Source organism: Pseudomonas sp. MPFS, from assembly GCF_022537035.1.
GTDB classification, from domain to species: Bacteria; Pseudomonadota; Gammaproteobacteria; order Pseudomonadales; family Pseudomonadaceae; genus Aquipseudomonas; species Aquipseudomonas sessilinigenes.
Map to the genome: position 1 here is coordinate 582593 of NZ_CP066123.1, position 13801 is coordinate 596393.

The following is a 13801-nucleotide window of genomic DNA, read 5'->3' on the forward strand; positions in this document are numbered from 1 at the left end:
AAAGCGGCAGCTTGTCAGGAATAAAATTCCTGCATGGGATGCAGGCCTCGAATAGGTGCATTTGCTTCTGAGAATGTCTTTTCTTGCGCCAAAAGGGAGCAAGAAACGCCACGAAACAGCGATTTATCGACAAGGTGCAACTGATTCTCCTTAAATTGGTTGCACCTTGTTCATTTTGTTGCATAGGATTCGCGCCCAAGGTGCAACCGTTCTGTCGGACTGGTTCATCGGCCGATGGCTTTCCTGGGGAAACATCGGTGATAAATGCGCGGCACGCCTGAACGTCTCCCAAGCGTCATCGTTTGGCGGCGTGGGCAGTGACCGCCGCACCATAAAAACAAAGCCAGGGCGTTATTCATGAGTGCAAGCAATCCAACCCTGATCACGTTCGTGATCTACATCGCGGCAATGGTGCTGATCGGCTTCATGGCCTATCGCTCCACCAACAACCTTTCCGACTACATTCTTGGTGGCCGCAGCCTGGGCAGCGTGGTGACTGCGCTTTCCGCCGGCGCTTCCGACATGAGTGGCTGGTTGCTGATGGGCCTGCCGGGCGCCATCTACATGTCCGGCCTGTCCGAAAGCTGGATCGCCATCGGCCTGATCGCCGGTGCCTACCTGAACTGGCTGTTCGTAGCCGGTCGCCTGCGGGTACAGACCGAGCACAACGGTGACGCACTGACCCTGCCGGACTACTTCTCCAGCCGTTTCGAAGACAAGAGCGGCCTGCTGCGGATCATCTCCGCGGTGGTAATCCTGGTGTTCTTCACCATCTACTGCGCCTCCGGCATCGTTGCCGGCGCCCGTCTGTTCGAAAGCACCTTCGGCATGTCCTACGAGACAGCCCTGTGGGCGGGTGCGGCAGCGACCATCGCCTACACCTTCGTCGGTGGTTTCCTGGCGGTGAGCTGGACCGACACCGTGCAAGCCACGCTGATGATCTTCGCCCTGATCCTCACGCCGATCATCGTGCTGCTGGCTACCGGTGGCGTCGACACCACCTTCCTGGCCATCGAGGCCAAGGACCCCACCAGCTTCGACATGCTCAAGAACACCACCTTCATCGGCATCATCTCGCTGATGGGCTGGGGCCTGGGCTACTTCGGCCAACCGCACATCCTGGCGCGCTTCATGGCCGCTGATTCGGTCAAGTCGATCGCCAATGCCCGCCGTATCTCCATGACCTGGATGATCCTGTGCCTGGGTGGCACCGTGGCCGTGGGCTTCTTCGGCATCGCCTACTTCTCGGCGCATCCCGATGTGGCCGGCCCGGTAACCGAGAACCCTGAGCGGGTGTTCATCGAGCTGGCCAAGCTGCTGTTCAACCCTTGGATCGCCGGTGTGCTGCTGTCGGCCATCCTGGCGGCGGTCATGAGTACCTTGAGCTGCCAGCTGCTGGTGTGCTCCAGCGCCCTGACCGAGGACTTCTACAAAGCCTTCCTGCGCAAGGGCGCTTCCCAGTTGGAGCTGGTATGGGTCGGCCGGGCCATGGTGCTGGTGGTGGCGCTGGTCGCCATCGCCATGGCCGCCAACCCAGAAAACCGCGTACTGGGCCTGGTGAGCTATGCCTGGGCTGGTTTCGGCGCGGCCTTCGGTCCTGTGGTGCTGATCTCGGTGCTGTGGAAAGGCATGACCCGCAACGGCGCACTGGCCGGTATCGTGGTCGGTGCCGTGACCGTGATCCTGTGGAAACACTTCGCCCTGCTGGGCCTGTACGAAATCATCCCGGGCTTCATCTTCGCCAGCCTGGCGATCGTTTTGGTGAGCAAGCTGGGTGCTCCGAGCGCTGGCATGGTCCAACGCTTCGAAGCTGCCGAGAAGGATTTCAAGCTCAACCACTGAGTGCTTGATCCGGCCCCTGTTTGCCTGGGGCAACAATGAAAACGGCCCGCTGCGGTGATGCAGCGGGCCGTTTTTTTTCGCCTTCTGAAGCCGCAGCAGGCTGCAAGCGAACGTAGAGAAGGGTGGCAGGGGGCTCTGGAGATCGCCAAGCAAGGCCCTGCAGTCCTTTGCGCAACCTCGCCATGGCTCGGTCGCGGCTACATGCCGCTATCGGGCCGTGGCGGGCACGGCTCAGTGCAGCTCAGCGTCGGGCTGGTTGAGGAAGATCAGCACGCCAAGGATCGCCATGTAGAACTTGAACGCCGCTTCCTGGCCGTTCCAGGTGGAGGACTGCCACATCATGAACCATTCGCCGCCCACCACCATGAAGCCAAAGAACCAGACGCAGAAGCCCAGGCAGAAACCGGCAATGGCCCAATGCTTGGCGCGATTGAAGTCGCAGGCTTTGCCGTAGCGTGCGCGCCACAGGCGGGCGGCACCGAGCACCAGCAGCACGCCGGTGGCAGCTTCGCCGGCGATGATCAGCCAGTAGCCGGCATTCCACAGCAATGGTTGGGTGATGGCCCGGCCAGTGGCGCTGTTGCCGGGGAAGACGCTGTCCATGCTTAGCACGTGCTGGACGAAGGCGAAGTTGGAACCGTAGTCGCTGATGTTGTTATAGGCCACCAGCAGGGCGAAGGCGGCGACCGCGAGGGTCATGGTGATCTTTACGTAGCGCACGAGCATGTCAGGGTCCTTTGATAGGGAAACGATCCTTGGGGGAGGGGGATCCTGGGCGGGTGTAGCGAGGGCAGCTTAGTGGCGCGGGGAAAGAGGAGCAAGGGCCCCGCCGGGTACAGGCGGGGCTGTGTGGAATCAGGCTTGTCGCAGGGCCTGGTCCAGGTCTTCGAGCAGATCCTCGATGGCTTCGATACCCACCGAGAGGCGGATCATCTCCGGCTTGACCCCGGCCTTGGCCTGTTCCTGTTCGTTCATCTGCCGGTGGGTGGTGGAGGCCGGGTGGCAGGCCAGGGACTTGGCGTCGCCGATGTTCACCAGGCGCTTGAAGATCTGCAGCGCGTCGTAGAAGCGCACGCCCGCCTCGTAGCCGCCCTTGAGACCGAAGGAGAGAATCGCCGACGGCTTGCCCTGCATGTACTTGCGCGCCAGTTCGTGGTGCGGATGGTCCTCCAGGCCCGCATAGCTGACCCAGGCCACCAGCGGGTGGGCCTTGAGGAACTGCGCCACCTTGAGGGCGTTGTCGGTGTGGCGCTCCATGCGCAGGGCGAGGGTCTCCAGGCCTTGCAGCAACAGGAAGGCGTTCATGGGCGCCAGGGCCGCGCCGGTGTTGCGCAGCGGCACGGTGCGGGCGCGAGCGACGAAGGCGGCGGGGCCGAACTTCTCGGTGTAGACCACGCCGTGGTAGGCCGGCTCGGGGGTGTTGAGGCTGGCGAACTTCTGCGGGTGCTCGGTCCAGGGGAAGTTGCCGCTGTCGACGATTACCCCGCCCAGGGCATTGCCGTGGCCACCCACGTACTTGGTCACCGAATGCACGACGATATCGGCACCGAACTGGATCGGCTTGCACAGGATCGGCGTGGCCACGGTGTTGTCCACCATCAGCGGTACGCCACGGGCATGGGCGACCTGGGCCAGGCCTTCGATATCGACGATGTTGCCCGCCGGGTTGCCGATGCTCTCGCAATACACCGCCTTGGTGTTGTCGTCGATCAGTGCGGCAATGGCCTCGGGCGAGTCGTCGCGGGCGAAGCGCACTTCGACGCCGAAACTGGGCAGCAGGTGGGCGAACAGGGTGTAGGTGCCACCGTACAACTGGGGAGTGGAGACGATGTTGTCGCCGGCCTGGGTCAGGGTCTGGATGGCGTAGTGGATCGCGGCGCTACCGGCAGAGACCGCCAGTGCCGCGACGCCGCCTTCCAGGGCCGCCATGCGCTGTTCCAGTACATCGTTGGTGGGGTTCATGATCCGGGTATAGATGTTGCCCGGCACATCGAGGTTGAACAGGTCGGCACCGTGCTGGGCGTTGTCGAACTCGAAGGCGACGTTCTGGTAGATGGGCACGGCCACGGCCTTGGTGGCGGGGTCAGACTTGAATCCATGGTGCAGCGCAATCGTTGCGTCTTTCATAAATTCTCAACTCAGTAGCAGTCCATTAATGAGCACAGCCAGGCAGGGTCGTGCCCGTACAGCAGTCAGTGGTCCCTTGTGTCTGAGTCGCCAGCAACCGCTTGGTGCGCTGCCGTTTGGTCGCGGCAGGCGGGTCAGTGTCCAACAGGCGTGGCGGATGGGCAAGCTGGCCGCGCCACGCTGGAGCAAATGCGATGGTCTGTCCTGACGCGGTCCCTGGCACAGGGTAAACTTGCGCTCCTGCGCAGGAGCAACCATGAACTATCGTCACGCCTTCCATGCCGGCAACCATGCCGACGTCTTCAAACACCTGACACTGACCCGCCTCATCGCCCTGATGTCGCGCAAGGAACAGCCGTTCGCCTATATCGACAGCCATGCCGGCATCGGCCTGTACGACCTCAAGGGCGACCAGGCGACACGCACCGGCGAGTACCTGGAAGGCATCGCCCGGCTGTGGGGCGCGGACGACCTGCCAGAATTGACTGCCGACTACATGCGTGTGCTGCGCCGGCTGAACCCGGATGGCGAGTTGCGCTACTACCCCGGTTCCCCGGAGCTGGCCCGGCGTCTGATGCGCAACCAGGATCGGGCGCTGCTCAACGAGAAGCATCCCGAGGATGGCCTGCTGCTCAAGGACAACATGAAGGGTGATCGGCGGGTGGCGGTGCACCTGGGCGAGGGTTGGCATGTGGCCCGGGCGCTGCTGCCGGTGGCGGAGAAACGGGCGGTGATGTTGATCGACCCGCCATTCGAGAAACTCGACGAGATGCAGCGTTGCGCCGCGTCGATGAAGGAAGCCATCGGTCGCATGCGCCAGACCGTGGCGGCCATCTGGTATCCGGTCAAGGACCAGCGCGCCCTGCGCCGTTTCTACCAGGACCTGGCCGGTACCGGTGCGCCGAAGCTGCTGCGGGTGGAATTGCTGGTGCATCCGCTGGATACGCCCAACAGCCTCAATGGTTCGGGCCTGGCGATTGCCAACCCGCCATGGGGCCTGGAAGAAGAACTGCGCGAACTGCTGCCGTGGCTGTCGAAAAAGCTCGGCCAGACCCAGGGCGGCTGGCAGATGGACTGGTTGATCGCCGAAGAGCAGCGGTAAGTTGCAAGCGGCAAGCGGCAAGCTGCAGCGCTACCACTTGCAGCTTGAGGCTTGCAGCTTGCAGCTGCTTTAGATTGGGCAGGTCACCCCGGTACCGCCGATACCGCAATAACCTTCCGGGTTCTTCGCCAGGTACTGCTGGTGATAAGCCTCGGCGAAGTAGACGGTCGGCGCCTCTTCGATCTCGGTGGTGATGGTGCCCAGGCCAGCCTTGGTCAGCTCGGCCTGGAACACGTCCTTGCTATGCAGCGCCTGCTGCAGCTGGGTCGGGTTGGTGGTGTAGATCACCGAGCGGTACTGGGTACCGATATCGTTGCCCTGGCGCATGCCCTGGGTCGGATTGTGCAGCTCCCAGAACATCGCCAGCAGCTGCTGGTAGCTGACCTTTTCCGGCTCGTACACCACCAGCACCACTTCAGTGTGGCCGGTCAGGCCCGAGCAGACTTCCTCGTAGGTGGGGTTCGGGGTGAAGCCCCCGGCGTAACCCACGCAGGTGCTGAACACGCCTTCGCGTTGCCAGAAGCGCCGCTCCGCGCCCCAGAAGCAGCCCAGGCCGAAGATCGCGAAGTCCACATTGCCGGGGAATGGACCCAGGAGTGGATTGCCGTTGACGAAGTGTTCCTCCGGAACGGTCATGGGAGTTTCACGGCCAGGCAGGGCTTGTTCTTTGGTTGGAAGCACGTTTTTGTTCACCAGGATTTCCGAGCGCAAGACCATGTCGCAGTCCTCCAGTCAGTGGGATAGTCATTATTCAGACACGCAGTTTGCCCGAGTGTCGCGACGCTGTCAGGCAATTGGACCGCGAGGATATCGTTTGAGCCGGGCGATCAGCTCGCTGCCGGGAATCGGCCGGTCGAACAGGTAGCCCTGGCCAACGTCGCAGCGATGGCGCCGCAGGAAGGCCAGTTGTTCGGCGGTCTCGACGCCTTCGGCCACGACCTTGATCTTCAGGTTGTGGGCCATGGCGATCACCGCCGAGGTGATTTCCATGTCGTCCTGGTTGTCGGGGATGTCATGGATGAAACTGCGATCGATCTTGATGATATCGATGGGGAATTTCTTCAGGTAGCTCAGGGACGAGTAGCCGGTGCCGAAGTCGTCCATGGCCAGGGTCAGGCCAAGTTTCTTCAGTTGCTCGAGTTGCTGGTGGGTGTCGTCGGTGGCCTCCAGCAGCAGGCCCTCGGTCAGCTCCAGTTCCAGCAGCGACGGCGGCAGTTGCTCTTCCTTGAGGATGCTGGCGATGGAGGCCACCAGGTCCGGGTCGGAGAACTGCTTGGGCGACAGGTTGATGGCCACGTGCAGGTTGCCCATGCCGGCGGCGGTCAGTTGCTTGCTCATGCGGCAGGCCTGGCGGGCGATCCATTTGCCAATGGGGATGATCAGGCCGGTTTCTTCCGCCACGCTGATGAACTGGTCCGGGCGGATCATGCCCTTTTCCGGGTGGTTCCAGCGCAACAGCGCTTCCATGCCCAGCAGGCGACCACTGCGCAGGCACAGCTTGGGCTGATAGAACACATCCAGTTCGTTCTGGGTCAGGGCGCGACGCAGGTTGTTCTCGACGAACAGCTTGTAGCTGGCTTCGGCGTTCAGGGCCTCGGTGAACACCTGTACCTGATGCTTGCCGTTGGCCTTGGCCTTGTGCAGGGCCAGCCCGGCATTGCGCATCAGGGTCTGAGGATCGCGCCCGTGCAAGGGAGCGCTGGCCAGGCCCACGGAGCCGGTCACGCTGATGAGCTGGTTGTCGACGAACATGGGCTTGTCCAGGGTCATCAACAATTGGCTGGCGATTTGCTGGCCGGTCTCCAGGTCGGTGTTGTCCAGCAGCACGGCGAATTCGTTGCTGGCGAAGCGCGCCAGGCTGCCGCTGGGGCTCAGGCTGTTGCGCAGGCGCCGGGCCAGGCTGATCAGCAGCTTGTCGCCGGTCTGGTGGCCGAGGCTGTCGTTGATCCGCTTGAAATTGTCGATGTCCACCAGCAGCAGGCTGATCGGGGTATCGCTGTCTCGGGCGAAGCGTTCATCGAGATTGCGGATAAATGCCGGGCGGTTGCCCAGGTTGGTCAGGTTGTCGGTGTAGGCCAGGCGTTCGATGCGCTGCTGGGCCAGCTTGGTCTGGGTGATGTCTTCGTAGATGCCGATGTAGTGGGTCAGCTCGCGATTGTCGCCATAGACCTTGGAGATCGACAGTTGGCCCCAGTAGGGTTCGAGGTTTTTACGCCGGCTCTTGAACTCGCCTTGCCAGCTATTGCTCTTGGCCAGGCTGGAAGGGGCGTCGAACAGCAGCTCGCTGAGATTTTCCAGGGCCGGCAATTCCGACAGGCGGTGGCCGTGGACTTCTTCGGTGCTGTACTGGGTGATCGCCGTGAAGCTTGGGTTGACGTATTCCACCACGCCGTCGCAGTTGACCAGCAGGAAGGCGTTGGCGCTTTGTTCCACGGCGCGTTGGAACAAGTGCAGGGCGCTGGTGGCGGCCCGCCGATTGTGGTTGTTGATGACCTGGGCGAACTGATCCGCCAACTCGCCGGCGAAGGCGATCTCGTCCGACTGCCAGGCGCGGGTCATGCCGGTCTGTTCCAGGCACAGCACGCCGACGACCTGCCCGTCGATGCGGATGCTGGCGTCGAGCATGGCGTTCACATCCCGCGGGCGCAGGCTTTCGGCCATTTCCCGGGTGCGTGGATCGCGCATGGCATTCTGCGCGTCGATGGCCCGGCAGCTGTGCAGAGCTTCCATGTAATCGGGAAAGCTGCTGGCATCGATGGATTCGGGCAGGCTGTATTCCTGGGAAGCACGGTGATAGGCGGCAATCGGCACCAGTTGCTGGTCTTCCAGGTTCCAGATGCTGGCGCAGTCGATCTGGTAGATGTCGCAGGCACTGCGAGTGATCAGCTCGGCGGCTTCCTTCAGGGAATTGCCGGTGCTGTAGCGCTGGCGGGTCAGGAGCAGGATCAGGTCCTGCTGCGCACGTACCCGCTCCAGATGTTGCAGTTGTTCCTGTTGCGCGCGCTGGTTCAGCTCCAGGGCGATCTGCAGCCGGCTGTTCTGGGTTTCCAGATCCTGGGTCGGCATTGGCGGGGCGTGGCCGAACAGGCCTTCGACCACCAGCAGATAACCACGCAGCAGATGCCGGTTGTGCTGCTTGTAGGCTTCACCCAGCTCCAGGATGCTCAGGGGGCCCTGGCCGGTGTGCAGGGTGTAGCGGATCAGGTAATGGGGGCTGTTGCTCAGTTGCTGTTGGATATTGTCGTGCAGCTGATAGCGCGCTTCGGGCTCCATCAGGCTTGCGTAGGGCGAGCCAACCAGGGCACAGAGCTCCACGGCGGGCAGGCCGAACTGGCGTTCGCAGTTGGGATCGAGAAATAGCAGTGCCCAGCTAGCTTCATTCAGCCGTTCGAAACGCAACATGCCGAGCCGCGAAGGCACAGGCAACTGCGTCACTACCTCGGCCACCATACGGCTGGCGGCATCGGGTTGGCTTTTCATGGGGAAACTCGCTTCGAAATTGCTGATCGCGCCGGGCTCACGCCCTCTTTACTGTTGCCTGCGGCAAGGTTGCATCATGGCGCATCGACTGACAAGTAAGATGAAGGCTAAGTGCTATAAACCTGTATCGGCAGGCAGGCGGATTTCTGCAAAGTTACTTTGGGCAGTTTACAGGCCTGGAGCGACGGACGGTTGATGGTACGGCACTGGCAAAAAAAGCCCCGCCAAACTGGCGGGGTTGAGGTACGAGCGTGGCGCTCGAAAGGGGTGCGTCGCCGGCCCTGCTTGGCAGAAGGACCGGCTCGCCGGTTACAGCAGGATGGTGCGGATGTCTGCCAGCAGGTCGCCCAGGCGCTTGGTGAAGCGCGCGGCGGCTGCGCCGTTGATCACGCGGTGATCGTAGGACAGCGACAGTGGCAGCATCAGCTTCGGTTGGAAGGCCTTGCCGTCCCAGACCGGTTGGATCGCTGCCTTGGAAACGCCGAGAATCGCCACTTCCGGTGCATTGACGATCGGCGTGAAGCCAGTGCCGCCAATATGGCCGAGGCTGGAGATGGTGAAGCAGGCGCCTTGCATCTCGTCCGCAGAGAGCTTCTTGGTCCGGGCTTTTTCCGCCAGGGAAGCGGCCTCGGCGGCCAGTTGCAGCAAGCTCTTCTGGTCGACGTTCTTGATCACTGGGACCAGCAGGCCGTCCGGAGTGTCCACGGCGAAGCCGATGTGCACGTACTTCTTGCGGATGATCGCCTTGCCGCTAGGGGCCAGGGAACTGTTGAAGTCCGGCAGCTCCTTGAGCAGGTGCGCGCAGGACTTGAGCAGTAGCGGCAGGATGGTCAGCTTGACGCCGGCCTTCTCGGCCACGGCCTTCTGGGCAACGCGGAAGGCTTCCAGCTCGGTGATGTCCGCCGAGTCGAACTGGGTCACGTGTGGCACGTTCAGCCAGCTACGGTGCAGGTTGGCGGCGCCGACCTGCATCAAGCGGGTCATGGCCACTTCTTCGATTTCACCGAACTTGCTGAAGTCCACAGCCGGGACTGGCGGGATGCCTGCGCCGCCGGTGGCGCCAGCCGCAGCGGCCGGAGCCTCCTTGGCCTTTTGCATCATTGCCTTGACGTACACCTGCACGTCTTCCTTCAGGATGCGACCGTGCGGGCCGCTTGGGCTCACGGCGCTCAGTTCGACGCCGAACTCGCGGGCCAGTTGGCGCACAGCCGGGCCGGCGTGAACCTTGGCGCCAGGCTTGGCCGGAGCGACAGCCGGAGCAGCCACTGGGACGGCCGCGGCAGGAGCGGCAGCAGCAGGAGCCGCAGCGGCTTGGGCCGGAGCGGCAGCCGGGGCTGGAGCGGCCGCAGGCGCAGCGCCTTTGACTTTCAGCTTGAGGATCAGGTCGCCGGTACCGACTTCGTCATCCAGCTTGATGGAAACGCTTTCCACCACGCCAGCGGCCGGAGACGGGATCTCCATGCTCGCCTTGTCGGACTCCAGGGTAATCAGCGACTGGTCGGCTTCGACGCTGTCGCCAGCCTTGACCATCACTTCGATGATCTTGGCCTTGCCGGCCGAGCCGATGTCCGGAACGTGGATGTCCTGGACGCTGTCGGCCACCGGGGCTGCTGTAGCGGCAGCCGGGGCCGGCGCAGCGGCTGGAGCCGCTGCAGGGGCTTGGGCTGGAGCCGCGGCGGCAGGGGCTGCTGCACCGGCTACTTCCAGGTCCAGGATCAGGTCGCCAGTACCGACTTCGTCGTTGAGCTTGACGCTGATGGCCTTGACCACGCCAGCGGCAGGCGATGGGATTTCCATGCTGGCCTTGTCGGATTCCAGGGTGATCAGCGACTGATCGGCTTCGACGCTATCGCCGACCTGGACCTGGATCTCGATGATCTGGGCCTTGCCGGACGAGCCGATGTCTGGCACGTGCACTTGCTGCAACGCGGCTGCGGCAGGCGCAGCACTTGCCGCAGGGGCTGGCGCCGGAGCCGGTTCGGCCTTGGCTGCAGCTGCAGGAGCGGGTGCCGGGGCCGCAGCTGCGGCGCCCTCGACTTCCAGCTCCAGCAGTTCGTCGCCTTCTTTCAAGCGATCGCCCAGCTTCACTTTCAGGCTTTTGATGACACCGGCTTTCGGGGCCGGCACTTCCATGCTGGCCTTGTCCGATTCCAGGGTCAGGATGCTCTGGTCGGCTTCGATGCGGTCGCCGACTTTCACAAACAGTTCAATTACTTCACCTTCACCGCTGCCGATGTCAGGTACGCGAATGAGTTCGCTCACAAAAAGTCTCCTCAGCAGTCCAGTGGGTTGCGCTTGTCCGGATCGATACCGAACTTGACGATGGCGTCAGCCACCACCTTAGGTTCGATCTCGCCGCGGTCGGCCAAGGCTTCCAGGGCTGCCAGCACTACGAAGTGACGGTCGACTTCGAAGAAGTGACGCAGTTTCTTGCGGCTGTCGCTGCGACCGAAACCGTCGGTACCCAGGACCTTGAACTCTTTGGATGGAACCCACTGACGGATCTGTTCGGCGAACAGCTTCATGTAGTCGGTAGAGGCAATGACCGGGCCTTTGCGACCGGCCAGGCACTCTTCGACATAGCTCTGCTTCGGCTTCTGGCCTGGGTGCAGGCGGTTGCTGCGCTCAACGGCCAGGCCGTCGCGACGCAGTTCGTTGAAGCTGGTCACGCTCCATACATCGGCGGCAACGTTGAACTCCTCGCGCAGGATCTTCGCCGCTTCGCGGACTTCGCGCAGGATGGTGCCGGAGCCCATCAGCTGTACATGGTGCGCGGCATCGCGGTTGTCGTCCTCGAGCAGGTACATGCCCTTGATGATGCCGTCCTCGACGCCTTCCGGCATGGCCGGCTGCTGGTACGACTCGTTCATCACGGTGATGTAGTAGAAGACGTCCTGTTGCTCTTCGGTCATCTTCTTCATGCCGTCCTGGATGATCACCGCCAGCTCGTAGCCGTAGGTCGGATCGTAGGTGCGGCAGTTCGGGATGGTACCGGCCAGCATGTGGCTGTGACCGTCTTCGTGCTGCAGGCCTTCACCGTTCAGGGTGGTACGGCCGGCGGTACCGCCGATCAGGAAACCACGGGTACGGCTGTCGCCAGCGGCCCAGGCCAGGTCGCCGATCCGCTGGAAGCCGAACATCGAGTAGAAGATGTAGAACGGCAGCATCGGCTGGTTGTGGCTGGAGTACGAAGTACCGGCAGCGATGAAGGAGCTCATGGCGCCCGCTTCGTTGATGCCTTCCTCGAGGATCTGGCCCTTCTTGTCTTCCTTGTAGAACATCACCTGGTCTTTATCGACTGGCTCGTAGAGCTGGCCGACCGAGGAGTAGATGCCCAGTTGGCGGAACATGCCTTCCATACCGAAGGTACGGGCTTCGTCCGGGATGATCGGCACGATGCGCGGGCCGATTTCCTTGTCCTTGACCAGTTGCGCGAGGATGCGCACGAAGGCCATGGTGGTGGAGATTTCACGATCGCCGGAACCATCGAGGATTGCCTTGAGGGTATCCAGTGGTGGCGTCGGCACGCTGAAGCTCATGGCGCGACGCTGTGGCACGAAACCACCCAGCGCGGTGCGACGCTCGCTCAAGTAGCGGGCTTCGGCGCTGCCGTCTTCCGGCTTGAAGAACGGCAGGTTCTCGAGATCCTCGTCCTTGACCGGAATGTCGAAGCGGTCGCGGAACAGCTTCAGGCTGTCGACGTCGACCTTCTTGGTGTTGTGCGCGGTGTTCTTGGCTTCGCCGGCACCGGTGCCATAACCCTTGATGGTCTTGGCCAGGATGACGGTCGGCTGCTCTTTGTGGTTGACCGCCTGGTGGTAGGCCGCATAGACCTTGTACGGGTCATGGCCACCGCGGTTGAGTTTCCAGATCTCGTCGTCGGACAGATCGGCAACCATCGCCTTGAGTTCAGGGGTGTTGAAGAAGTGCTCGCGGACGAATGCACCGTCCTTGGCCTTGTAGTTCTGGTACTCGCCGTCGATGACTTCGTCCATGCGACGCTGCAGGATGCCGTCGACGTCCTTGGCCAGCAGTGGGTCCCAGAAGCGGCCCCAGATGACCTTGGTGACGTTCCACTGAGCACCACGGAACACGCCTTCGAGTTCCTGGATGATCTTGCCGTTGCCGCGAACCGGGCCGTCGAGGCGCTGCAGGTTGCAGTTGATGACGAAGATCAGGTTGTCCAGCTTCTCGCGGCCAGCCAGGGAGATGGCGCCCAGGGCTTCTGGCTCGTCGCACTCGCCGTCGCCCAGGAAGCACCAGACTTTCTGCTTGCCGGCCGGGATGAAGCCGCGGGCTTCCAGGTACTTCATGAAGCGTGCCTGGTAGATCGCCTGGATCGGGCCCAGGCCCATGGATACGGTCGGGAACTGCCAGAAGTCAGGCATCAGCCATGGGTGTGGATAGGACGACAGGCCGTTGCCATCCACTTCCTGGCGGAAGTTGTTCATCTGTTCTTCGCTGATACGGCCTTCCATGAAGGCGCGCGCGTAGACGCCAGGGGAGGTGTGGCCCTGGAAGTAGATCAGGTCGCCGCCGTGCTCGTCGGTCGGAGCCTGGAAGAAGTAGTTGAAGCCGATGTCATACAGCGTGGCGCTGGAGGCGAAGGAAGAAATGTGGCCGCCCAGGTCCGAATCTTTCAGGTTGGTGCGCATCACCATGGCCATCGCGTTCCAGCGCACCAGCGAGCGAATGCGGCGTTCCATGAACAGGTCGCCAGGCATGCGTGCTTCGTGGGTTACCGGGATGGTATTGCGGTATGGCGTGGTGATGGCGTAGGGCAGTTGCGAGCCGCTGCGGGTCGCGAGTTCGCCCATGCGGGTCATCAGATAGTGAGCGCGGTCTTCGCCTTCTTTGTCGAGAACCGATTCCAGGGCGTCCAGCCATTCCTGGGTTTCGACGGGATCGAGGTCTTGCATGGCTTGCTCCAGGGCGGAAAGGCTTCCAGAATCGGTTGCCTGAGTTTGCGACTGGCCTTGTGGGCAGACGTTATGAATTCTTGGATTGCCGGAGGTTGCTCCAGCGATGTGTAGTTTTACTACAAATCATCGGCCGTTTCAGCCTTTCGAATGTATAGACGAGTAGTAAAACTACAGAGGAATGGCTTGTGGCCTCCTGCTGCGTTGTGAGAAAAATCGTTACTCTTGGTCTGTTATCGACAGGAATTGGCGGATATTTGATTCCTGGTGCCAAAGAATGGCTATTTTCAGCTATTTCTAACCTTTGTTCGACACTCCGCCTGCTGCCCGC

At 62.2% G+C, this 13801-nt stretch carries 8 protein-coding genes; 2 read left to right on the forward strand and 6 right to left on the reverse strand.

What is annotated here, in order from left to right; translation table 11 throughout:
- The first annotated feature begins 357 nt into the window (after nt 1-357).
- Nucleotides 358-1842 carry a sodium/proline symporter PutP gene (gene putP / locus I9018_RS02530; RefSeq protein ID WP_022640790.1) on the forward strand — a complete coding sequence of 495 codons (1485 nt, stop codon included), beginning with the start codon at nt 358-360 and terminating at the stop codon, nt 1840-1842.
- 231 nt (nt 1843-2073) lie between these two features.
- Here the strand turns inward: putP and I9018_RS02535 are convergent, their stop codons facing one another.
- Nucleotides 2074-2568, reverse strand: coding sequence for a DUF2165 domain-containing protein (locus I9018_RS02535; RefSeq protein ID WP_124345587.1), 495 nt, complete (start codon nt 2566-2568; stop codon nt 2074-2076).
- A 129-nt stretch (nt 2569-2697) separates the two neighbouring features.
- Entirely contained in the window at nt 2698-3969 is a 1272-nt protein-coding gene (locus I9018_RS02540; protein WP_241108662.1) for an O-acetylhomoserine aminocarboxypropyltransferase/cysteine synthase family protein, read from the reverse strand.
- Between the two features lie 256 nt (nt 3970-4225).
- On the opposite strand from I9018_RS02540, the gene rlmJ reads away from it, so the two are divergent.
- On the forward strand, nt 4226-5071 hold the full coding sequence (gene rlmJ, locus I9018_RS02545; protein ID WP_068581520.1) for a 23S rRNA (adenine(2030)-N(6))-methyltransferase RlmJ: 846 nt from the start codon (nt 4226-4228) through the stop codon (nt 5069-5071).
- A gap of 69 nt (nt 5072-5140) precedes the next feature.
- Here rlmJ and msrA read toward each other — a convergent pair whose 3' ends face one another.
- From msrA to aceE, 4 genes are all read right to left on the reverse strand, one after another.
- The gene (gene msrA, locus I9018_RS02550; protein ID WP_124345589.1) at nt 5141-5788 is read right to left on the reverse strand and encodes a peptide-methionine (S)-S-oxide reductase MsrA; all 648 of its coding nucleotides are present in this window, start codon (nt 5786-5788) and stop codon (nt 5141-5143) included.
- A gap of 69 nt (nt 5789-5857) precedes the next feature.
- Complete coding sequence (locus tag I9018_RS02555) at nt 5858-8551, reverse strand: GGDEF and EAL domain-containing protein (protein WP_241108663.1); 2694 nt, start codon at nt 8549-8551, stop codon at nt 5858-5860.
- A gap of 309 nt (nt 8552-8860) precedes the next feature.
- On the reverse strand, nt 8861-10813 hold the full coding sequence (gene aceF / locus I9018_RS02560) for a dihydrolipoyllysine-residue acetyltransferase (protein ID WP_241108664.1): 1953 nt from the start codon (nt 10811-10813) through the stop codon (nt 8861-8863).
- 11 nt (nt 10814-10824) lie between these two features.
- Nucleotides 10825-13470: a pyruvate dehydrogenase (acetyl-transferring), homodimeric type gene (gene aceE / locus I9018_RS02565; RefSeq protein WP_068576537.1), complete on the reverse strand. Its 2646-nt coding sequence runs from the start codon at nt 13468-13470 to the stop codon at nt 10825-10827.
- Nucleotides 13471-13801 lie beyond the last annotated feature (331 nt).

Coding starts and splice junctions, on each gene's coding strand:
- putP (WP_022640790.1), top strand. CDS start 358: ATGAGTGCAAGCAATCCAACCCTGATCACGTTCGTGATCTACATCGCG.
- I9018_RS02535 (WP_124345587.1), bottom strand. CDS start 2,568: ATGCTCGTGCGCTACGTAAAGATCACCATGACCCTCGCGGTCGCCGCC.
- I9018_RS02540 (WP_241108662.1), bottom strand. CDS start 3,969: ATGAAAGACGCAACGATTGCGCTGCACCATGGATTCAAGTCTGACCCC.
- rlmJ (WP_068581520.1), top strand. CDS start 4,226: ATGAACTATCGTCACGCCTTCCATGCCGGCAACCATGCCGACGTCTTC.
- msrA (WP_124345589.1), bottom strand. CDS start 5,788: ATGGTCTTGCGCTCGGAAATCCTGGTGAACAAAAACGTGCTTCCAACC.
- I9018_RS02555 (WP_241108663.1), bottom strand. CDS start 8,551: ATGAAAAGCCAACCCGATGCCGCCAGCCGTATGGTGGCCGAGGTAGTG.
- aceE (WP_068576537.1), bottom strand. CDS start 13,470: ATGCAAGACCTCGATCCCGTCGAAACCCAGGAATGGCTGGACGCCCTG.